The 21682-nt window shown below is 71.1% G+C and carries 14 protein-coding genes; 4 read left to right on the top strand and 10 right to left on the bottom strand.

Annotation, left to right across the window (positions count from 1 at the left end; translation table 11 throughout):
- Positions 1-126: 126 nt before the first annotated feature.
- The 5 genes from whiA to IEY56_RS16470 all read right to left on the bottom strand — a co-directional run bounded on the left by whiA (position 127) and on the right by IEY56_RS16470 (position 5937).
- Positions 127-1104, bottom strand: coding sequence for a DNA-binding protein WhiA (gene whiA / locus IEY56_RS16490; RefSeq protein ID WP_045864271.1), 978 nt, complete (start codon positions 1102-1104; stop codon positions 127-129).
- Complete coding sequence (locus tag IEY56_RS16485) at positions 1095-2150, bottom strand: gluconeogenesis factor YvcK family protein (protein ID WP_189037951.1); 1056 nt, start codon at positions 2148-2150, stop codon at positions 1095-1097. The genes whiA and IEY56_RS16485 overlap by 10 nt, the downstream gene beginning before the upstream one ends.
- Before the next feature lie 17 nt (positions 2151-2167).
- A complete protein-coding gene (gene rapZ, locus IEY56_RS16480) occupies positions 2168-3178 on the bottom strand; it encodes an RNase adapter RapZ (protein ID WP_229711947.1) in 1011 nt (336 codons plus the stop codon).
- Between the two features lie 27 nt (positions 3179-3205).
- Positions 3206-5215: an excinuclease ABC subunit UvrC gene (gene uvrC, locus IEY56_RS16475; RefSeq protein WP_189037950.1), complete on the bottom strand. Its 2010-nt coding sequence runs from the start codon at positions 5213-5215 to the stop codon at positions 3206-3208.
- 65 nt (positions 5216-5280) lie between these two features.
- Positions 5281-5937 carry an MBL fold metallo-hydrolase gene (locus IEY56_RS16470; protein WP_189037949.1) on the bottom strand — a complete coding sequence of 219 codons (657 nt, stop codon included), beginning with the start codon at positions 5935-5937 and terminating at the stop codon, positions 5281-5283.
- 173 nt (positions 5938-6110) lie between these two features.
- Here IEY56_RS16470 and IEY56_RS16465 point away from each other — a divergent pair, with 173 nt between their 5' ends.
- Positions 6111-6620 (top strand): GNAT family N-acetyltransferase, encoded by a 510-nt coding sequence (locus IEY56_RS16465; RefSeq protein WP_189037948.1) that lies wholly within the window; start codon positions 6111-6113, stop codon positions 6618-6620.
- A gap of 113 nt (positions 6621-6733) precedes the next feature.
- On the opposite strand, the gene IEY56_RS16460 is transcribed toward IEY56_RS16465, so the two are convergent.
- Positions 6734-7465: a maleylpyruvate isomerase family mycothiol-dependent enzyme gene (locus tag IEY56_RS16460; protein ID WP_189037947.1), complete on the bottom strand. Its 732-nt coding sequence runs from the start codon at positions 7463-7465 to the stop codon at positions 6734-6736.
- A 197-nt stretch (positions 7466-7662) separates the two neighbouring features.
- Here IEY56_RS16460 and uvrA point away from each other — a divergent pair, with 197 nt between their 5' ends.
- From uvrA to IEY56_RS16445, 3 genes are all read left to right on the top strand, one after another.
- Complete coding sequence (gene uvrA / locus IEY56_RS16455) at positions 7663-10635, top strand: excinuclease ABC subunit UvrA (protein ID WP_229711946.1); 2973 nt, start codon at positions 7663-7665, stop codon at positions 10633-10635.
- Between the two features lie 200 nt (positions 10636-10835).
- Positions 10836-11375: a hypothetical protein gene (locus IEY56_RS16450; protein ID WP_189037945.1), complete on the top strand. Its 540-nt coding sequence runs from the start codon at positions 10836-10838 to the stop codon at positions 11373-11375.
- Positions 11376-11879: 504 nt separating this feature from the next.
- Positions 11880-15164 (top strand): phosphodiester glycosidase family protein, encoded by a 3285-nt coding sequence (locus tag IEY56_RS16445; protein WP_189038063.1) that lies wholly within the window; start codon positions 11880-11882, stop codon positions 15162-15164.
- 118 nt (positions 15165-15282) lie between these two features.
- Here IEY56_RS16445 and IEY56_RS16440 read toward each other — a convergent pair whose 3' ends face one another.
- The 4 genes from IEY56_RS16440 to uvrB form a co-directional block, all read right to left on the bottom strand.
- A complete protein-coding gene (locus IEY56_RS16440) occupies positions 15283-16293 on the bottom strand; it encodes a TerC family protein (protein WP_189037944.1) in 1011 nt (336 codons plus the stop codon).
- Between the two features lie 264 nt (positions 16294-16557).
- On the bottom strand, positions 16558-18546 hold the full coding sequence (locus tag IEY56_RS16435; RefSeq protein WP_189037943.1) for a TerD family protein: 1989 nt from the start codon (positions 18544-18546) through the stop codon (positions 16558-16560).
- Positions 18547-18660: 114 nt separating this feature from the next.
- Positions 18661-19239 (bottom strand): TerD family protein, encoded by a 579-nt coding sequence (locus IEY56_RS16430; RefSeq protein WP_189037942.1) that lies wholly within the window; start codon positions 19237-19239, stop codon positions 18661-18663.
- A 161-nt stretch (positions 19240-19400) separates the two neighbouring features.
- Positions 19401-21536, bottom strand: a complete 2136-nt coding sequence (uvrB, locus tag IEY56_RS16425; RefSeq protein ID WP_189037941.1) for an excinuclease ABC subunit UvrB — start codon at positions 21534-21536, stop codon at positions 19401-19403.
- Between the last annotated feature and the right edge of the window lie 146 nt (positions 21537-21682).

Below are 21682 nucleotides of genomic sequence, written 5' to 3'. Positions count from 1 at the left end.
GGACACCGGCAAAAGCTGTATGGGATGTCCCCGACCGCTTCCGACCCTACCGCGCCACACTCTTTACGGTGACATCGGCCACCCGGGGCATCGTGGCCTGCGAGGCGCGGTAGGGAGCCGGGCCGGTCAGCCGACCATCTCCTCGGTGAGGCTGGTCTCCGTGCCGGGAATGCCCAGATCCTGCGCCCGCTTGTCGGCCATCGCCAGCAGCCTGCGGATACGGCCGGCCACGGCGTCCTTCGTCAGGGGCGGGTCGGCGAGCGCGCCCAGCTCCTCCAGCGACGCCTGCTTGTGGTCCATCCGCAGCCGCCCGGCCGCCGCCAGGTGCTCCGGCACGTCGTCGGCGAGGATCTCCAGGGCCCGCTGCACCCGCGCTCCCGCGGCGACGGCGGCGCGCGCCGAGCGGCGCAGGTTGGCGTCGTCGAAGTTGGCGAGGCGGTTGGCGGTGGCGCGCACCTCGCGGCGCATGCGCCGCTCCTCCCAGGCCAGGACGGACTCGTGGGCACCGAGGCGCGTCAGCAGGGCGCCGATGGCGTCGCCGTCCCGGACGACCACCCGGTCCACGCCGCGGACCTCGCGGGCCTTGGCGGCGATCTGCAGCCGCCGCGCCGCGCCCACCAGCGCGAGGGCCGCCTCGGGGCCGGGGCAGGTCACCTCGAGGGAGGACGAGCGGCCCGGCTCCGTCAGCGAACCGTGAGCGAGGAAGGCGCCGCGCCACGCGGCCTCCGCGTCGCAGGTCGCCCCCGAGACCACCTGCGGCGGGAGGCCGCGGATGGGCCGCCCGCGGCTGTCGACGAGGCCCGTCTGGCGCGCGAGCTGGTCCCCGCCCGCCACGACCCGTACGACGTACCGGCTGCCGCGCCGCAGACCACCCGGCGCCATCACCACCAGGTCCGAGCTGTGGCCGAAGATCTCCAGTACGTCCTTGCGGAGGCGGCGGGCGGCGATGCCCGTGTCCAGCTCCGCCTCGATCACGATCCGCCCGCTCACCAGGTGCAGGCCGCCCGCGAAGCGCAGGATCGACGAGACCTCGGACTTCCGGCAGCAGGTCCGGGTGACGGGGAGCCGGGAGATCTCGTCCTTCACCGCAGCCGTCATCGCCATGGGCCGATCCTTCCATGCATCCGAAAAATACGGTCATACGCGGCGGCCAGCAGCTCCGGGTCGTGCCTGGCGGTGGATCCCCCCGGGCTTTCGGCCTGGGCGGCCCCTCCGACTGCCGCGACGGCGGACAACTCAGCCGTCGCACCGAGCCGCTCGGCGGCTTTTCGCAGAGATTCCTGGTCAGGGACGGCGTCCTTGTCGGCCAGCACCACGTCGAAGGCGAGTTTAGGGGCGTGTCGGGCCAAAACCTCCAAATGACGCTGCGGGGAGAAGCCTTCAGTTTCGCCGGGCTGCGGCGCGAGATTCAGCGAGAGCACCCTGCGCGCCTTGGTGGCCGTGAGGGCGTCCAGCAGATCGGGCACCAGCAGATGCGGGATGACCGAGGAGAACCACGAGCCCGGGCCGAGCACGACCCAGTCCGCGTCCAGCACAGCCCTGACGGCCTCGGTGACGGCCGGCGGATCGTGCGGCACCAGGTGCACCTGCTGGACCTCGCCCGGGGTGAGGGCGACCGTCGCCTGGCCACGCACCGTCGACAGCTCGTCGGGGCGGCGCGGGTCGTGGCCCCTGACCAGGGCCTGCAGCTGGAGGGGGACGGCGGACATGGGCAGCACCCGCCCGTGCGCGCCGAGCAGCTTCCCCACGAGGTCCAGCGCCTGGACGTGGTCGCCCAGCTGCTCCCACAGTGCGACGATCAGCAGGTTGCCCACCGCGTGCCCGTGCAGGTCGCCGCGGCTGACGAAGCGGTGCTGGACGACCTCCGCCCAGGTGCGGCCCCACTCGTCGTCGCCGCAGAGCGCGGCGAGCGCCTTGCGCAGGTCGCCGGGGGGAAGGACGCCCAGTTCGTCGCGGAGCCGGCCGCTGGAACCGCCGTCGTCGGCGACCGTGACGACGGCGGTGAGGTCCCCGGTGATGCGGCGCAGCGCCGTCAGCGAGGCCGACAGGCCCGCTCCCCCGCCGAGCGCGACCACTTTCGGCTGGGTGTTGCGCCGCCCGGCCCGGGTGCCGGGCGGGCGCCGGAGCCGGATGGTGGTCCTACGAGCCATTCGCGCTTCTCACGTCCTCATTCACGTCCCATGTCCCGGTGCACCACGACGGTCTCCACCCCGGCGTCGGACAGGCGCCGCGCCAGCTTCTCCGAGACCGCCACGCTGCGGTGCTTGCCGCCCGTGCAGCCGACCGCGATCGTGACGTACCGCTTGCCCTCCCTGCGGTAGCCCGCGGCGATCAGCTGGAGCAGCTCGGCGTACCTGTCGAGGAACTCCTTCGCTCCCGGCTGGTTGAAGACGTAGTTGGCGACCTCCTCCGTCGTGCCGGTGAACGGGCGCAGCTCCGGCACCCAGTGGGGGTTGGGCAGGAACCGGCAGTCGGCGACGAGGTCGGCGTCAACCGGGAGCCCGTACTTGTACCCGAACGACATCACCGTCGCCCGCAGCTCCGGCTCCTCCTCGCCGGCGAACTGCGCGTCGAGCTTCGCCCGCAGCTCGTGGACGTTGAGGCCCGAGGTGTCGATGACGAGGTCCGCGTCGCCGCGCAGCTCCCGCAGCAGGTCCCGCTCGGCCGCGATGCCGTCGACGATGCGGCCGTCGCCCTGGAGGGGGTGGGGGCGGCGGACCGACTCGAAGCGGCGCACGAGCGCGTCGTCGCTCGCCTCCAGGTAGACGATGCGCCGCTTGACCTGCCGCTGCGCGAGGCCCGCCAGGGACTCCTTGAGGTTGTCGAAGAAGCGGCGGCCTCGGACGTCGACCACCACGGCGATGCGGGCCACGTTGCCCTGGGAGCGGGCGCCCAAGTCCACCATGGTGGGGATCAGCGCCGGCGGCAGGTTGTCCACGACGAACCAGCCCAGGTCCTCCAGGCACTTCGCGGCGGTGCTGCGGCCCGCGCCGGACATGCCGGAGATGATCACCAGTTCGGGGATGACGGCCTCGTCGGTTTCGGCCGCGAGTTCCTTGCCGACGGGCGGGTCGGCGGTTCTCGCGTCCTGCTCCGTGTCGCCGTGCCCGTCCGGCCGCTGCACCGGCCGGGCCGGTTCCGCCGCCAGGTCCTCGTGCTGCCGGTGTTCGCTGCTCATGTCACTCGCCCCCCGTCGTCACGGTGCTCACTCTTCTTCAACGATCTCACCGGTCGCGGTGTTCACCGCCGCCGCGGAGGGCTTCGTGCTGAGCGCCGCCGCGACGGTCTCCGCCGTCTTCCGGCCCACGCCCGGCACCTCGCAGATCTCCTCGACCGTGGCGGCCCGCAACCGCTTCAGGGAGCCGAAGTGCTTTATCAGCGCCTGCTTGCGGGACGCTCCCAGGCCCGGGACGGCGTCGAGCGGGCTCGCCTTCAGCGCCTTGGAGCGCTTGCTGCGCTGGTACCTGATCGCGAAGCGGTGCGCCTCGTCGCGCACGCGCTGGAGGAGGTAGAGGCCCTCGCTCGTACGGGGGAGCACGACGGGGTCGTCCTCACCCGGGACCCAGACCTCTTCGAGGCGCTTGGCGAGGCCGCAGACCGCGACGTCGTCGACGCCCAGCTCGTCCAGCGCGCTGCGGGCCGCCGCGACCTGGGGCTTTCCGCCGTCGACGACGATGAGCTGGGGCGGGTAGGCGAACTTCTTCGGCCTGCCGTCCTCGTCACGCGGCGCGCCGCCCTCGACCGCGCCCTCCGCCGGCTCGGGGCCCTCGCCCTCGGCGGCCTGGCCCCCGTCGCCGCCCCACTCGCCCGTACGGCGCTTCTCCTGCAGGTAGCGGCGGAAGCGGCGGCTGATGACCTCGTGCATGGAGCGCACGTCGTCCTGGCCGTCGACGGACCGGATCTGGAAGCGGCGGTACTCGCTTTTGCGGGCCAAGCCGTCCTCGAAGACGACCATGGACCCCACCACGTCGTCGCCCTGGAAGTGGGAGATGTCGAAGCACTCCACGCGCAGCGGCGCCGAGTCCAGGCCGAGCGCCTCGGCGATCTCCTCCAGGGCGCGCGAACGGGTCGTCAGGTCGGAGGCGCGCTTGGTCTTGTGCAGGGCCAGCGCCTGCTGGGCGTTGCGCCGCACCGTCTCCATCAGGGCGCGCTTGTCGCCCCGTTGGGGCACGCGCAGGCTGACGGCCGAACCGCGGCGCTCGCTCAGCCACTGCGTCACCGGGGCCGCCGGGTCGGGCAGCGCGGGGACCAGCACCTCCTTGGGGACCGCGTCGCCGCGCTCCTCGCCGTAGAGCTGCTGGAGGGCGTGCTCGACGAGTTCGGGGGTGCCGATCTCCTCGACCCTGTCCGTGACCCAGCCGCGCTGGCCGCGCACCCGGCCGCCCCGCACGTGGAAGATCTGGACCGCGGCCTCCAGCTCGTCCTCCGCGACAGCGATGAGGTCGGCGTCGGTGGCGTCGGTGAGGACGACGGCGCTCTTCTCCATGGCCCGCTTCAGCGCGTCCATGTCGTCCCGCAGGCGGGCCGCCCGCTCGTACTCCATCTCCTCGGCGGCCTGCTTCATCTCCCGCTCCAGGCGGCGCAGGTACGCGCCGGTGTGCCCGGCGACGAAGTCGCAGAACTCCTCGGCGAGTTGGCGGTGCTCCTCCGCCGAGACGCGCCCCACGCAGGGGGCGCTGCACTTGTCGATGTAGCCCAGCAGGCAGGGCCGGCCGATCTGCGCGGAGCGCTTGAAGACGCCGGCCGAGCAGGTGCGCACGGGGAAGGCCCGCAGCATGAGGTCGACGGTCTCGCGGATGGCCCAGGCGTGGGCGTACGGACCGAAGTAGCGCACGCCCTTCTTCTTGGGGCCGCGCATGACCTGGACGCGCGGGAACTCCTCGTTGAGCGTGACCGCGAGGGACGGATAGCTCTTGTCGTCGCGGTACTTGACGTTGAAACGCGGGTCGAACTCCTTGATCCAGGAGTACTCCAGCTGGAGTGCCTCGACCTCCGTGGAGACGACCGTCCACTCGACCGAGGCGGCGGTGGTGACCATCGTGCGCGTGCGCACATGGAGGTTCGCCAGGTCCTGGAAGTAGCTCGCGAGCCGCTGGCGGAGGCTCTTGGCCTTCCCTACGTAGATCACCCGGCCGTGCTCGTCGCGGAACCGGTAGACCCCCGGGGAATCGGGGACCTCACCCGGTTCGGGCCGGTAGCTGGAGGGGTCTGCCATGCCGCACACCCTACGTCCGTGCGGTGACATCCCCGTCGGCTACCGGCCCCCTCACCGGCCGCGCGTCACCAGCCGCGCTCGCGCCATTCGCCGATCTTCGGCCGCTCCGCACCGAGGGTGGTGTCGCCGCCGTGGCCCGGGTAGACCCAGGTCTCGTCCGGCAGTTGGCCGAAGAGCTTGGTCTCCACGTCGTGCAGCAGGCTCGCGAACGCCTCGGGATCGTCATGGGTGTTGCCGACACCGCCCGGGAAGAGGCAGTCCCCCGTGAAGAGATGGGGGTGTCCGTGCGGGTCGTCGTAGACGAGGGCGATGGAGCCGGGGGTGTGGCCGACGAGGTGCCGCGCCGTGAGTTCGTTCTGCCCGACCCGGACGGTGTCCCCGTCCTCCACGAGCACGTCCGTCTTCACGGGGATGCCCTCGGCGTCGAAGCGGCCCGCGTACGTGCGGGCGCCGGTGGACTCGACGACGGGAGCGAGTGCCTGCCAGTGGTCGCCGTGCCGGTGGGTCGTGACGACCGAGGCGATGCCGTCGGAGCCGATGAGCTCCAGCAGCGTCTCCGCTTCGTTGGCGGCGTCGATCAGCAGCTGCTCCCCCGTCTTCCTGCAGCGCAGCAGGTAGGCGTTGTTGTTCATGGGGCCGACAGCGACCTTGGAGATCATCAGGTCGGTCAGCTCGTGCACGTCCGCAGGTCCCCCGACCTGCACCTCTCCGGTGTAAGCCATGGCGCCACCCTAGACGAGTGGGCGCCCGGGTCCACCAGAGTGCGCAAGGCGGTTCCTGCGGCGGCCGCGTGACCGGCGCTTCGTCCCGTCGCGCTGTACCGGGTCCCGCTTGGTGACGTCGCGCTCGGTCGAGTGGAGTGCCTGTCCGGCCGTACATCCCTACAGTGCGACGCATGATCGTCGAACCGCTCGTGCTGACGGACGGCGCACTGCCCGGGGCGCTGCTCGGTGAGATCACCGGGCTCTACGCGTCCAACCGCGAGTTCCACCGCCTCAGCGGCGACTTCCCAGACCCGGACGACATCCGCCCGGGGCAGGTCGCCCGGTCGCTGATGGACGAACTGGCGCAGCCGCACGCCCGGGTGCTGCTCGCGCGATCCGGCGGACGGCTCACCGCGGTCGCCGCCACGCTCGCCCACCACCCGGACCCGGCCGACCCCGACCCGTGGATCGGGCTGCTGATGGTGCACGCGGAGGCCCAGCGGACGGGCGTCGGGCGGGAGTTGGCGGCGTACATCGAGGCCGGCTTCCGGCGTGAGGGCCGGGAGGGCGTGCGTCTGGCCGTGCTGGAGAACAACCCGGCGGCGCTCCGCTTCTGGACGGCGGCGGGCTACCTCGTGACGGGGCGGAGAGAGGACCGGGAGCTGCACAGGCCGTGTGCCGTGATGCGCAAAGCGCTGTGACGGCACAAGGCGCGCGGTGACGGCCACACCCGGGCCCGCGCGGCCCGCGGGCGGGACTGACCGCGCCCGCAGCCCCGTACCGCCGTACCGCTGCCCCGCCCCGGGACCGGCCGCTACAGCGAGGGCAGGACGGGCAGCGGTTCCGGCGCCGCGAGGCCGCTTCCCGTGCTGCGTCCCGTGAGCCAGCCGACCAGCGCGGTCGGGCTCCCCGCCACGACGAGCGAGCCGGAGCCGGTGCCCTCGGGTGCGCCGGTGTACCAGGTGCCGCCGTATTCGCTGCGCAGCACGAGGGTGAGGGGGACTCCCGGGTGGCCGAGGAAGCGGCGCGCCATGTTGTCCAGTTCCCGCTCGATGAAGGCGCCGGGCAGGTCGTCGAGGCCGTAGCCGATGCCGAGGTCGACGTGGTGCAGCTCGATCTCGATCCAGCGGCGGAAGGGCAGGGAATTCGCGAGGTCGGTCACACCGTTACGCATTTCGACGGTGCGCTCCCAGGCCGCTTCGCTCTGCGCGGCGAAGGCGCCGTCGAGGCGGAGCGCGGTGTCGCGCAGGTCCTCGTAGTGGTCGGCGGCGGAGCGGTGCGCGTCGCGCTCGATGTCGGCGTCCCGGACGTCGCCGCTGGCGTACATGGGGCGCGCCGCGAGGACGTTGAGCAGCGCGTCGGCGTTGCGGGCGAGGTGCGCGAGCACGTGTCCGCGGGTCCAGCCCGGCAGCAGTGAGGGCTTGACGGCGGTGGCGTCGTCCAGCTGTGCGACGGCGGCGAGGAGCCGGTCCGTGGCGTCTCTCACGGAGGCTGCGTCGGCGGCGGGACCGGGCGCGGGAGGAGAGGGGTTAGCGGGCTGCGTCATGATCCCAAAACTAGCCCCGCCACTCCTTCGGGTGGAAGACGGCACGAGAGGGCCGTATTCGAATGCACGTGCTATAAGCTCGACGGGCGGCAGCGCCACGGTCCGGGACACACTCGGTCCGCGCCGCCTCTACTCTTGTCCGGGGGGCTCCTGCGCAGCGGGGCACCCTGCTTCTCACACGAAAGGTGCCAACCGGCGTGGCCTCAGACCGTCTCATCGTCCGTGGCGCTCGCGAGCACAATCTCCGGAACGTCTCGATCGATCTTCCGCGCGACTCGCTGATCGTCTTCACCGGCCTGTCCGGGTCGGGCAAGTCGTCGCTCGCCTTCGACACCATCTTCGCGGAGGGGCAGCGCCGCTACGTGGAGTCGCTGTCCGCGTACGCACGGCAGTTCCTCGGGCAGATGGACAAGCCCGACGTCGACTTCATCGAGGGGCTCTCCCCCGCGGTCTCCATCGACCAGAAGTCGACGTCGCGCAACCCGCGTTCGACGGTGGGCACCATCACCGAGGTCTATGACTACCTCCGCCTGCTGTTCGCCCGCATCGGCAAGCCGCACTGCCCCGAGTGCGGCCGCCCCATCGCCCGCCAGTCGCCGCAGGCAATCGTGGACAGGGTGCTGGACCTGGAGCCGGGCAGCCGCTTCCAGGTGCTGTCGCCGCTGGTGCGCGAGCGCAAGGGCGAGTTCGTCGACCTCTTCAACGAGCTGCAGAGCAAGGGCTACAGCAGGGCGCGCGTCGACGGCCGGACGATCCAGCTCTCCGAACCGCCGAAGCTGAAGAAGCAGGAGAAGCACACCGTCGAGGTGGTCGTGGACCGCCTCACCGTCAAGGAGAGCGCGAAGCGCCGGCTCACGGACTCCGTCGAGACGGCGCTGGGCCTCTCGGGCGGCATGGTCATCCTGGACTTCGTCGACCTCGACGAGGACGACCCGCAGCGCGAGCGGATGTACTCCGAGCACCTGTACTGCCCGTACGACGACCTGTCGTTCGAGGAGCTGGAGCCGCGCACCTTCTCCTTCAACTCGCCGTTCGGCGCCTGCCCCGAGTGCACCGGCATCGGCACCCGCATGGAGGTCGACCCGGAGCTGATCGTCCCCGACGAGGACAAGTCGCTGGACGAGGGCGCGCTCCACCCCTGGTCGCACGGCCACACGCGCGACTACTTCGGACGTCTGATCGGCGCGCTCGCCGACGCACTCGGCTTCCGCACGGACATTCCGTGGGCGGGGCTTCCGCAGCGCGCCAAGAAGGCACTGCTGTACGGCCACCGGACGCAGATCGAGGTGCGCTACCGCAACCGGTACGGACGTGAACGGGCCTACACCACGGCCTTCGAGGGCGTCGTGCCGTTCGTCAAGCGCCGCCACCAGGAGGCGGAGACAGACAGCAGCCGGGAGCGCTTCGAGGGGTACATGCGCGAGGTCCCCTGCCCCACATGCGAGGGCACGCGGCTGAAGCCGATCGTGCTCGCGGTGACGATGCAGGGGAAGTCCATCGCGGAGATCTCGGCGATGTCGATCAGCGAGTGCGCCGAGTTCCTGCGCGAGCTGACGCTGAGCGACCGCGACAAGACCATCGCCGAGCGCGTCCTGAAGGAGGTCAACGAGCGGCTGCGGTTCCTGGTCGACGTCGGCCTCGACTACCTCTCGCTCAACCGCGCCGCCGGGACGCTCTCCGGCGGCGAGGCGCAGCGCATCCGCCTTGCCACACAGATCGGTTCGGGCCTGGTCGGCGTGCTGTACGTACTGGACGAGCCGTCCATCGGACTGCACCAGCGGGACAACCACCGGCTGATCGAGACGCTGGTGCGGCTGCGGGACCTGGGCAACACCCTGATCGTCGTCGAGCACGACGAGGACACGATCAAGGCGTCCGACTGGGTCGTCGACATCGGCCCCGGCGCGGGCGAGCACGGCGGCAAGGTCGTGCACAGCGGCCCGCTCAAGGAGCTGCTGGGGAACGCCGCTTCGGTGACCGGCGACTACCTGGCCGGCAAGAGGAGCATTCCCCTTCCGGACGTGCGGCGGCCCGCCGACCCCGAGCGTCAGCTGACGGTGCGCGGGGCGCGGGAGAACAACCTGAGGGACATCGACGCGTCGTTCCCCCTCGGTGTGCTGACGGCCGTGACGGGGGTCTCCGGATCCGGCAAGTCGACGCTCGTCAACGACATCCTCTACACCCACCTCGCGCGGGAGCTGAACAACGCCAAGTCGGTGCCGGGACGGCACGTCCGGGTGGACGGGGACGATCTGGTGGACAAGGTCGTGCACGTCGACCAGTCGCCGATCGGCCGCACGCCGCGCTCCAACCCGGCGACGTACACAGGGGTCTTCGACCACGTGCGCAGGCTCTTCGCCGAGACGACGGAGGCGAAGGTACGCGGCTACCAGCCGGGCCGGTTCTCCTTCAACGTCAAGGGCGGCCGGTGCGAGAACTGCTCCGGCGACGGCACCATCAAGATCGAGATGAACTTCCTGCCGGACGTGTTCGTGCCCTGCGAGGTCTGCCACGGCGCCCGGTACAACCGGGAGACCCTGGAGGTCCACTACAAGGGCAAGAACATCTCCGAGGTGCTCGACATGCCCATCGAGCAGGCCACGGAGTTCTTCGAGGCGGTGCCCGGCATCGCCCGTCACCTGCGGACGCTCAACGACGTCGGCCTGGGGTACGTGCGGCTCGGCCAGCCCGCGCCGACGCTCTCCGGCGGCGAGGCGCAGCGCGTGAAGCTGGCGAGCGAGCTGCAGAAGCGCTCCACGGGCCGCACGGTGTACGTGCTCGACGAGCCCACGACCGGCCTGCACTTCGAGGACATCCGCAAGCTCATCGCGGTGCTGGAGGGCCTGGTCGACAAGGGCAACACGGTGATCGTCATCGAGCACAACCTGGACGTCATCAAGACCGCTGACTGGGTCGTCGACATGGGGCCCGAGGGCGGCAACGGCGGCGGGCTGATCGTCGCGGAGGGAACGCCCGAGCAGGTCGCGGCCGTCCCCGCGAGCCACACGGGGAAGTTCCTGCGGGACGTGCTGGGCGAGCGGGTGAGCGACGCCGCGCCGCCGGCGCGCGGGCCGCGGGCCGGCGGCCGCGCCGCGGGCAAGGCGAAGACGAAGAAGGCGGCAGCGGGTACGAAGGCTGCGGGTACGAAGGCGAAGCGGGCGGCGAAGTAGCCGCCCGGGGCGGGCACTTCGCCGCTCGCCCCGGTGCGGGTCTCGCTCGGCGAAGCCTTGGAGTCCGGGCAACGGTTGGAGCCCCGGTACGGACCGCGTCCGTGCCGGGGCTCCACCACGTGTGCGATGCAGGTGTCGGCGTAATGCAGGTAGGGCGTAATGCGGGTGAGGGCGCGACCGGTGAGCCGTAGAGTCCGCGCATGCGTGCGGAGAGCTCTCTCGTGCCCGGCGCCCTCCTGATCAACGGCACCGTCGGCGTCGGCAAGACCTCGGTGGCCGGGGCGGTGGGCGGTCTCCTCACGGACGCCGGAATTCCCAACGCCGTCATCGACCTGGACTGGCTGCGTCAGTCGTGGCCGTCCCCTCCCGGAGACCGCTTCAACGTCACGATGATGCTGCGGAACCTGCGCAGCGTCGCCGGCAACAACCTCGCTGCCGGTGCGGCCCGGCTGGTGGTCGCCGGGGTGGTCGAGGACTCCGACGGCCGAAGGCAGTGCGGCGACGCGCTCGGCGTCGAGCTCACGGTGTGCCGGCTCCGGGCCGAACTGGCCACGGTCCGCAAGCGGCTGAGGCGCCGCCACGAGAACCAGCCCGACGCGTTGCGCTGGCACCTCGCCAGGGCCGGCGAACTGGACGGGATCCTCGACCGGGCGGGCGTCGACGACTTCACCGTCGACGCGACCACGCGCCCGGTCGGCGAGGTCGCCGCAGACGTGGTCGGGAAGGCCGGCTGGCTGTAACCCGGATCGCCGCGTCACGACCGGCCCCGGACGAGTTCGTGGACGTCCCCTGGGCCGGGGCAAGCTCCGCGGGCAGGGGCGGAGTTGACGGCCTGACGGCTCGTACCCGTCAAGATCACGCCGGGCCGGCCGACGGCCGGGACCGCCCGGGCGAATTCAACCTCCTTTTCATGCATGGCAGTTGAGTGCTGATTTCCGTGGATTGCGCCGCACCGTCTGGTGCAGTCCGGTATCCGCTGGGACTCTTCGCGACGGTGTGCGCAGATAGCGCACGAAACTCCCGTGTTTGTAGGGGTTGCTGTGATACGAGTTCACGTACACCGAAGAGTCCTCGCCCGGCCGCTGCTTCCCGCAGTGGCCGTTCTTTCTGTCCTGACGCTCTGTCAGGCGCCCGCCGCCGGAGCCGCTTCGGCGCCGCCGGGCTCCGTCCGGACGACCGCAGCGGTCCACTCCGCTCCGCTGCCTGCTGCCGCAGGCAGGGCCGGCGTGCCGGACGGCGACGGCATGGAGCTCTCGCGCACCAGCCGGCCGGTCGCCCCCGGGGCACGGTTGACGTCGTTCCAGCGGCTGGAGTCCGACAAGTGGCTGCGGGCCGACGCGCTCAGCGTCGAACTCGGCGGCAGCGGCGGAACGCAGGCCGACTACCTCTCCTCCGGTGAGGTCTCCACGCCGAAGACCGTCACCGAGCAGGTCAAGGACCACGATCCGGGGAAGGGGCGGCGCACCGTCGCCGCGTTCAACGCCGACTTCTTCGACATCGACGAGACAGGCGCACCGCTCGGCCCTGGTCTGCGCGAAGGACGCGCCACCCACTCCCCCGCCGCCGGCAACAGCGAATCCCTCGGCTTCGGCCCCGGCGCCGCGGGCCGGATCCTCGACCTCTACTTCGAGGGCTCCCTCAACCTCCCCGACGGCAAGGAGCCCCTGGCGGCGTACAACGCGGCCAATGTGCCCGAGAACGGCATCGGCGCCTACAACTCCCAGTGGGGCAGGGCCGATCGGGCGCTGACCACCGACAGCGACCCGGACGCCGCCGAGGTGACGCTCCGGCGGGGCCGGGTCACCGGTGTCGCGGACGAGCCCGGGGACGGCCCCGTCGAGAAAGGGACCACGGTTCTCGTCGGACGTGACGCAGGGGCGCAGAAGCTCTCCGCGCTGGAGAAAGGCGACAAGGTGGGGATCGAGTACCGCGTCCGCACGGACGACGGAAGTCCCGTGCCCCGTACGGCGGTCGGCGGCCGCGGTCTGCTCGTCGTGGACGGGCGTGCGCAGGACTGGGAGGGCAGGCCCAACAACGCGACGGCACCGCGCACCGCGGTCGGGTTCTCACGGGACGGCTCGACGATGCACGTGATGAGCGTCGACGGGCGCCAGGCAGCGTCCGGCGGCGTCACCCTCACCGAACTCGCCCTGATGATGCGGGATCTGGGCGCTTACAACGCCATCAACCTGGACGGCGGAGGCTCCGCCACCCTGCTGGCCCGCGAACCCGGCTCCGGAAGCCCCCAGTTGGAGAACGCCCCGTCGGACGGCGAGCAGCGCGAGGTCCCCAACGGGATCGCCGTGACCGCGCCGGAGGGCAGCGGCAGCCTCAAGGGCTTCTGGGTGGAGACGGCCGCCGACCCGGCGTCGGCACCCACTGCCGGCAACGTCCCCGGAGGACACCCGGAGCGCGTCTTCCCGGGCCTCACACGGAAGTTGACGGCTGCCGGGTACGACGAGACGTACGGCCCGGCCGAGGGCAGCCCCCGCTGGAAGGCGGCCCGTCCGGACGTCGGCAGGGTCGACGCCTCCGGTGTCTTCCGCGCCCGGCACGCCGGTACGACGGACGTGAACGCGTACGAGGGACGTGCCCGCGGTTCGACGCAGCTGACCGTCATCGGGGAGCTCGACCGCATCCGGCCCACCCGGGAGCGGGTCGGACTGGCGGGCGACCGGGCGCAGGGCTCCTTCGGCCTCGTCGGCTTCGACGCCGGAGGCACGAGCGCGCCCGTGGACCCGGCCGACGCCCGGCTGGAGTACGACCGTTCGCGCTTCGTCATCTCGCCGGACCCGGCTCGCGGCGGCTTCACCGTCAGGGCCCGGCCCGGGCAGGACTCGGCGTCGGACGTCGTCACGGTGAAGGTCAAGGGCCGGACCGCGCGTCTCGCCGTGACGGTGGGCCTGCGCGACCAGAAGGTCGCCGCCTTCGACGACGCCGCCGACTGGAAGTTCAGTGCCGCACGCGCGGAGGGCTCGCTGGCCGCCGACCCCGGAGGCCGCGAGGGCACAGGTCTGAAGATGACGTACGACTTCACCCGGTCGACGGCGACCCGCGCCGTCTACGCGGGCCCCCCGCAGGAGGTCCCCGTCTCGGGGCAGCCGCAGAGCTTCACCATGTGGATCAAGAGTGACGGGAAGGGAGCGTGGCCGTCGCTCCATCTCAAGGACGCGGCCGGCACCGATCAGGTGCTGCGCGGCGCGCACCTCACCGAGGAGGGCTGGCAGCAGGTCGTCTTCGAGGTCCCGGAGAGCGTCTCGTACCCGCTGCGGCTGCAGCGCTTCTACCTGGCGGAGACCCGGCCCGCCGAGCAGTACACCGGGGAGGTCGTCGTCGACGAGCTGGTGGCGCGTACGCCTCCCGACGTCGATCTGCCGGCCGCCTCCCGCCCGCAGGACCCGCTGATCTCCACGGCGTCGGACGTCGCGGGACGTGACTGGCGCTTCGCCGTGATGTCAGACGCCCAGTTCGTGGCGCGCGATCCGGACAGCGCCGTCGTACGTCAGGCACGGCGGACGCTCAGGGAGATCCGCGCGGCCGGCCCCGACTTCGTGCTCGTCAACGGCGACCTGGTCGACGAGGGCTCGGAGGAGGACCTGCGCTTCGCCCGCCAGGTGCTGACGGAGGAGCTGGGCGAGGACGTGAAGTGGATCTACGTGCCCGGCAACCACGAGGTGATGGGCGGGAGCGTCGGCAACTTCGTCAAGGAATTCGGCCCGGCACAGCGCACGTTCGACCACAGGGGCACGCGGTTCGTCACGCTGGACACGTCGTCCCTGACGCTGCGGGGCGGAGGGTTCGCCCAGATCCAGGAACTGCGGCGGCAGTTGGACGCCGCGGCGAAGGACCCGTCCGTCACGTCGGTGACCGTGGTGCAGCACGTCCCGCCGCGCGATCCGACGGGGCAGCAGGCGAGCCAGTTGACCGACCGCATGGAGGCCGACCTGCTGGAGAAGTGGCTCGGCGACTTCCGCACCCGCTCCGGCAAGGGGACCGCCTTCATCGGCTCGCACGTGGGCGTCTTCGACGCCTCCCGGATCGACGGCGTGCCCTACCTCGTCAACGGCAACTCCGGGAAGGCGCCGGCCGCTCCGCCCGGGGAGGGCGGCTTCACCGGGTGGTCGCTGCTCGGCGTCGACGAGGACGCGGCACGTTCCGGGGGGCCAGGGAGCTCACCGGACGACGACTGGATCGCGGCCCAGACGAGGGCCCACGTCGACAAGCTGACGATGCGGGCTCCCGATGAACTGAACGTGGGCGAGACAGGGCGGGCGTCGGCGTCGGTCGTCCAGGGGACGGGCGAAGCCGCCCGCGAGGTACCGGTCGGCTGGCCCCTCAGCGCGGACTGGTCCGGTTCCGGCGGTCTCTGCGTCCGGGACGACGGGCCGCCGCGGCGTGGCGGGAAGCGCTGCGCTGCCTCGTACGACCCGCGCTCCGGCACGCTGACCGCGCTGCGGCCCGGCACCGTCGAGCTGCGGGTGACGGTCAACGGCGAGCGCACGGAGAGGAAGGTGAAGCTGGTCCGGTAGGCCGCCGGGGCGGGCGCCCCTGACCGGCCAGGAAGCGGGAATGCCCGGACGGCACCCGGTCCGGTCACCTGCCGTCCCCCTGCGGAGCGTCGCGGCTTCGCAGGGGGACGGCCGGGCCTCAGACCCCCGCGTCCTCCTTGCCGCCCTGGCCGCCGCCCGGCCCCTTGCCGCCCTTGCCTTCGCGCTCCGCCTTGCGGGACGCGGCGAGGCTCGTGACGGTGGTGACCACCAGCACGGCGCAGATGACGCCCAGGGACACCGGAATGCTGATCTCCGGCACGTGCACCCCGGCCTCGTGCAGGGCGTGCAGCACCAGCTTGACGCCGATGAAGCCGAGGATGACGGACAGGCCGTACGACAGGTGCACGAGCTTCCGCAGCAGCCCGCCGATGAGGAAGTACAGCTGGCGCAGACCCATCAGGGCGAAGGCGTTGGCCGTGAAGACGATGTACGGGTCCTCGGTCAGGCCGAAGATCGCGGGGATGGAGTCGAGCGCGAACAGCACGTCCGTCGAGCCGATTGCCAGCATCACGATCAGCATCGGCGTCATCAGCCGCTTGCCGTTCTCGACGACGAACAGCTTCGTGCCGTGGTACTCCTCCGTCGACGGGAAGCGCCGCTCGACCATCTTCAGGAAGCGGTTCTCCTCGTACTCCTCCTCGTCGTGGTCCTGCCGCGCATCCTTGATCAGCTTCCAGGCCGTCCAGATGAGGAAGGCGCCGAAGATGAAGAAGACCCACGAGAAGGTCGAGATGACCGCCGCACCCGCCGCGATGAAGACGGCCCGGAGGACGAGCGCGATCAGCACGCCCACCATGAGGACGCGCTGCTGGTAGACCGACGGCACGGCGAACTTCGCCATGATCAGGACGAAGACGAAGAGGTTGTCGACGCTGAGCGACTTCTCCGTGACGTAACCGGCGGTGAACTCGCCCGCCGACTCCGCGTCCGCGAACAGAAAGAGGCCGACCGCGAAGAGCGCTGCCAGCACGATCCAGACCGCGGTCCACACCCCGGCCTCCTTGAGGGAGACCTCGTGGGGTTTGCGCCCGCCGACGAAGAAGTCGACGGCGATCAGGGCGCACATTCCGACGATCGTCAGAACCCAGACGTTCAGGGAGACATCCATCTACGCATCCTCCGGCTCGCGTACTCGCATCGGCCGGAGGTCTCTTCCGCCCGGCGTGCTGCGGCGCCGTTGCGCTCACTGCTGTGCCGGGCCGGCGCCCCGGGACCGGTCACATCCGGTCCGTATTGACGAGCACGCCGCAAAGGATGGCGGGAATACTCCCCTCCGCAAAAGAAGAGTAAAGCAGCACCCCAAGAAGCGTAAAGAACGACTGGTCGGTGCACTTATCGGACCCGACTGCGCCCGGCCCTCACCGCCACACCCTCAGCCGCCGCCGTACGTCCTGCGTGCCTGCACCACCTGCTGGAGCACCTGCGTCAGCACCCTGCTCCTGCGCGGCACCAGCGGCGGCTCGTACGTCCAGTGATGGCCCACCCACGGGTCGGCCAGATGATCGTCGGGGACAGGGGTGATGCGCAGCAGAGCCCGCCACAGAGGGCTCAGCACCGGCCCGTACGAACGTGCGTCCTCCCGGTCGGCGACCATCAGCAGGTTGACGCCGACGGACGGGCCCTCGTCGGCGAGGTACCGCAGCTGGTTGACCGCGCGGTCGTCGAAACCGTGCGGGAAGTCGTGGACGACGAGGAGCTGTTCGGCCGTGTCGAGATCGGGCGGCAGCGCGTCGGTGGCGCCGCTGCGCACGGCCATCTGCACCAGATCGACGCGCTGGGTCAGCCTCTCGAGCGTCGCGCTCACGCCCGCAGCGCCCGCTGCCGGCTGTTCCGGCAGCGCGCCCGTCTCCAGCAGCGGTGCCAGCGCTTCCGCCGCCGAGCCCGCGGGGTCGATCACGTTGAGCGTGAAGTCGTCGACCGGGTAGACCGCCGCGAGCCGTGCGGCGATCGCCGTGGCCGTCTCGGCCGCCATGTGCCGCAGTTCGTCGGCGTCCACGAGCGCGGACGCCCCGGAGCCCTGATGTCCGCAGTCGATCCACAGGCCCCGCTCCAGCGGCAGCCTGACCAGCATGGGGATGCGCAGGCCCACTCCCTCCGGCAGGCTGAGGTCGCCCAGCCGGACCGCCATCGGAGTCTCCATCGGGCTGGAGTAGCCGTGCCAGACGGGGTTGTCCCAACGGGCGAACGCCGGGGGAAGGGCGGGCTCCACGACGTCCGACTCCGCTTTGAGCTGCGCCAGGTCGCGGTCGAGTACGCCGCGCGCCCGTTCCACGAGCTGGGCGTGCTTCTCCCGTGCCTCGGTGCGTGCCGTGTCGGCGGCCTGGCCGAGACGGGTGCGGGGGTCGCCGAGGACCTTCTCCAGCTCCTGCTCCATGCGCGACTCGGCGAAGTCGACCGCCGAGCGGTACGCGGCGACGCTCCGGGCGAAGTCCTCGAACATGTCCCAGATCTGGTTGTACAGGCGCTCGTCCATGCTCCAGCCGGAGGCGTCGCCCGCGACGGGTTCGTACGCGCCGTCCTCCCCCGGCGGCGGAGCAGGAGAGGGCGCGGAGGCGCGCCCGGGGTGCTGGTAGTCGATCCGGCCGCCCCCGGCCGCGGAGCCTCCCGGCGCGGGCGACGCCTGAGCACCCGGCTGCCCGTGCGCCTGAGGGGCGAAGTCCCCGGACGCGGACGCGGACGCGTCCGTACCGGAGTTGCCCGGCCCGGTGGCGGCGCCGGCTCCCGCTGCCCCCTGGGCACCACCGACGGTGGCCTCGCGGCGGGCCCTGTCCTCCTCGGTACGGGGCGGCGGCGCTGCGACCGACCGCACCATCCCGGCAGCGACCGCGTCGGTGATCGTCGTGGCCAGCTCCTCCGCCGCGGGCAGCCCCTGGTCGGCGAGCATCGCCGCCAGCCCTCCGGCGTACCCCTGCCCGACTGCACGGACCTTCCAGCTGTCGTGCCTGCGGTACAGCTCCAGGGCCACCACAGCGGACTCCGCACCGAGGCCCGTCGCCCTGTAGGAGGCGACCTCCGTCCCGTCGAGTCCGGTGACGGCGACGAACGGGGCCGCCACAGCACCGAAGTTCAGCGGGCCGCCCACCCCGACGGGCAGCGCGAGGAGCACGTTGACCCGGTGGACCCCGGCGGGCAGCGCGTCGAGGTCGACCGCGAGACGGTGGTCCGCGGCCGCCTGCCGCGAGACCTCCAGGCCGGGGAGGGTGGGCTGCGCGGGGTGAGCTATCCAAGCCGGCTCGCGCATCCGGCCGTTCTCGTCGTTGAGCGTCGCCCCCGCGACGACGGGCCCGGCCGCGGACACCCGGATCTCCAGTCGGGCCCCTGGCAGCGGGTGGTTCTGCCCCCGGACCAGCTCGACAGCCATACTTCGTGCTCCCCCTCGCCGCGCCGCCCCGAGCGGGGCGGCGCGCTTCCTCACTGCTCGTCTGACGCCCTTCGCGCGGTGCACGGGCTCACTGCCGTGCACCCCGCACACCGGTCAGAGGTGCGGCACCATCGCCGGCATCAGGTCCTGGAACGTACGGCCGTTGGTCGGTGCGCCCACGGCGGTCATCTGCCAGCCGTCGCCCTGGCGGTGGACCTTCGCCATGATCTGCGCGGTGTACTGGCCCCCGCCGGTCAGCGTGTAGCGCGCCAGTTCCTGGCCGTTGGTCTCGTCGACGAGGCGGCAGAAGGCGTTCTCCACCTCTTCGAAGGTCTGCCCCGTGAAGGAGTTGACGGTGAAGACGATCTGGTCGATGTGGACGGGGACGCGCTGCAGATCCACCATGATCGCCTCGTCGTCCCCGCCCTGCCCCGCGCCGCCGACCAGGTTGTCGCCGGTGTGCTTGACGGAGCCGTCGTCACTGACGAGGTGGCGGAAGAAGACGACGTCCACCGGCTGCTTGTCCGCGAAGAGAACCGCGGAGGCGTCGAGGTCGATCTCCTTGCTGCGCTTGCCGAACAGACCGCGCCGGGGGGCCGCCTTCCAGCCGAGACCCATCCGCACCGCCGACAGCGTGCCTCCGTCGCTCTTCTGCAGACTGATGGCCTGTCCCTTGGACAAGTTCACCGACACGTGCGTTCCCCTCTCGACTTTCCGCGGCCGTCCTCCACTCCCGGCGGCCGTCACTCTCCAGAACCCTACGCATCGGCGCGAAGGGGCCGGTCAGGGCGACCGCCTTTGTGTCGCTCTTGCAACACTCCGCCCGATCGCCGTGCACCACTGGCCACCGGTGGCTACTTCAGCCCCGCCTCCTTCATCTGCCGCAGCTCCTTCTTCAACTCCGAGACCTCGTCCCGCAGTCGGGCCGCGACCTCGAACTGCAGCTCCGCGGCGGCGGCCCGCATCCGTTCCGTCATCTGCTCGATGGTCTCGGCCAGTTCGGCTGCCGGACGGTCCGTCAGCACCTCCGTGCCGCCGCGCTGCTTGGCGCTGGACGGCTTGACCGGGGTGGGCGCCTTGCCCTTGCCGGCGCGCTCGCCCGCGCCGCCCTTCCTCTCCTGCCGGAATCCGGAACCCAGCAGCTGCTCGGTGTCGATGTCCTCGCGCGCGATGTCCGCGACGATGTCGCCGATCTTCTTCCGCAGCGGTTCCGGGTCGATGCCCCGCTCCTTGTTGTAGGCGATCTGCTTCTCGCGGCGGCGGTTGGTCTCGTCGATGGCCTTCTCCATCGCCGGGGTGACCTTGTCCGCGTACATGTGCACCTGGCCGGAGACGTTCCGCGCGGCGCGGCCGATCGTCTGGATCAGGGAGGTGCCCGAACGCAGGAAGCCCTCCTTGTCGGCGTCGAGGATCGCGACGAGCGACACCTCCGGCAGGTCCAGGCCCTCACGCAGCAGGTTGATGCCGACCAGTACGTCGTACTCGCCCGCGCGCAGCTCCCGCAGCAGCTCCACGCGGCGCAGCGTGTCGACGTCGCTGTGGAGGTAGCGGACCTGGATGCCCAGCTCCAGGAAGTACTCCGTGAGGTCCTCCGCCATCTTCTTGGTGAGCGTGGTGACCAGCACGCGCTCGTCCTTCTCCGCGCGCGTGCGGATCTCGTGCACCAGATCGTCGATCTGCCCCTCGGTGGACTTGACCACGACCTCCGGGTCCACCAGCCCGGTCGGGCGGATCACCTGCTCCACGTAGCCGTCGCCCCGGGAGAGCTCGTACGCGCCCGGAGTCGCCGAGAGGTAGACGGTCTGGCCGATGCGCTCCAGGAACTCCTCCCACTTCAGCGGCCTGTTGTCGATCGCGGAGGGCAGCCGGAAGCCGTGGTCGACGAGGGTGCGCTTGCGCGCGGCGTCCCCCTCGTACATCGCGCCGATCTGGGGGACCGTCTGGTGCGACTCGTCGATCACGAGCAGGAAGTCGTCGGGGAAGAAGTCGAGCAGGGTGTGCGGCGCGGTGCCCGGGTCGCGGCCGTCGATGTGGCGCGAGTAGTTCTCGATGCCCGAGCAGGTGCCGATCTGGCGCATCATCTCGATGTCGTACGTGGTGCGCATCCTCAGCCGCTGGGCCTCCAGCAGCTTGTTCTGCTTCTCCAGCAGCGCGAGCTGCTCCTCCAGCTCGGCCTCGATGCCGGCGATGGCCCGCTCCATGCGCTCCGGCCCCGCCACGTAGTGGGAGGCGGGGAAGACGTAGAGCTGCTCGTCGTCCGAGATGACCTCGCCGGTGACGGGGTGGAGCGTGGAGAGGGCCTCGATCTCGTCGCCGAACATCTCGATGCGCACGGCGAGCTCCTCGTACACCGGGAAGATCTCGATCGTGTCGCCCCGGACCCGGAAGGTGCCGCGCGTGAAGGACATGTCGTTCCGCGTGTACTGCACGTCCACGAAGCGGCGCAGCAGGTCGTCCCTGTCGATCTCGTCGCCCACCTTCAGCGGGACCATGCGGTCCACGTACTCCTGCGGCGTGCCAAGGCCGTAGATGCAGGAGACGGAGGCCACGACGACGACGTCGCGCCGGGTGAGGAGCGAGTTCGTCGAGCTGTGGCGCAGCCGCTCGACCTCCTCGTTGATCGAGGAGTCCTTCTCGATGTAGGTGTCCGTCTGGGGGACGTACGCCTCGGGCTGGTAGTAGTCGTAGTACGAGACGAAGTACTCCACCGCGTTGTTCGGGAGGAGCTCCCGGAACTCGTTCGCCAGCTGCGCGGCCAGGGTCTTGTTGGGCGCCATCACCAGCGTCGGCCGCTGGAGCTTCTCGATCATCCACGCCGTCGTGGCGGACTTGCCGGTTCCCGTCGCGCCGAGGAGCACGACGTCCTTCTCGCCCCCGCTGACACGCTGCGCCAGATCGGCGATGGCGGTCGGCTGGTCGCCACTGGGCTGGTAGGGGCTGACGACCTCGAAGGGCGCCACGGTGCGTTCGATCTGGGTCTGGGGCCGCATGTTCCCCACCGTACGACCCGCCGCTGACATCGGACTCCGGCCGCCGAACGCGAAGCGTCGCGACACGTTCACACTCAAGACATTCCGCTTCTGCTTCCGTGTATCGCACAACGGGAACGCTTCTAGCTGACAGTGTTCGCACGAAC

Origin of the sequence: Streptomyces daqingensis, from assembly GCF_014645895.1 — a bacterium.
GTDB lineage: Bacteria > Actinomycetota > Actinomycetes > Streptomycetales > Streptomycetaceae > Streptomyces > Streptomyces daqingensis.
Note: the sequence above shows the minus strand (reverse complement) of the source record. Positions and strands in the feature narration are given on the sequence as shown.

Coding starts and splice junctions, on each gene's coding strand:
- uvrB (WP_189037941.1), bottom strand. CDS start 21,536: ATGCGGCCCCAGACCCAGATCGAACGCACCGTGGCGCCCTTCGAGGTC.
- IEY56_RS16445 (WP_189038063.1), top strand. CDS start 11,880: ATGGAGCTCTCGCGCACCAGCCGGCCGGTCGCCCCCGGGGCACGGTTG.
- IEY56_RS16435 (WP_189037943.1), bottom strand. CDS start 18,546: ATGGCTGTCGAGCTGGTCCGGGGGCAGAACCACCCGCTGCCAGGGGCC.
- uvrC (WP_189037950.1), bottom strand. CDS start 5,215: ATGGCAGACCCCTCCAGCTACCGGCCCGAACCGGGTGAGGTCCCCGAT.
- rapZ (WP_229711947.1), bottom strand. CDS start 3,178: ATGAGCAGCGAACACCGGCAGCACGAGGACCTGGCGGCGGAACCGGCC.
- IEY56_RS16485 (WP_189037951.1), bottom strand. CDS start 2,150: ATGGCTCGTAGGACCACCATCCGGCTCCGGCGCCCGCCCGGCACCCGG.
- IEY56_RS16440 (WP_189037944.1), bottom strand. CDS start 16,293: ATGGATGTCTCCCTGAACGTCTGGGTTCTGACGATCGTCGGAATGTGC.
- whiA (WP_045864271.1), bottom strand. CDS start 1,104: ATGGCGATGACGGCTGCGGTGAAGGACGAGATCTCCCGGCTCCCCGTC.
- IEY56_RS16460 (WP_189037947.1), bottom strand. CDS start 7,465: ATGACGCAGCCCGCTAACCCCTCTCCTCCCGCGCCCGGTCCCGCCGCC.
- IEY56_RS16465 (WP_189037948.1), top strand. CDS start 6,111: ATGATCGTCGAACCGCTCGTGCTGACGGACGGCGCACTGCCCGGGGCG.
- IEY56_RS16470 (WP_189037949.1), bottom strand. CDS start 5,937: ATGGCTTACACCGGAGAGGTGCAGGTCGGGGGACCTGCGGACGTGCAC.
- IEY56_RS16450 (WP_189037945.1), top strand. CDS start 10,836: ATGCGTGCGGAGAGCTCTCTCGTGCCCGGCGCCCTCCTGATCAACGGC.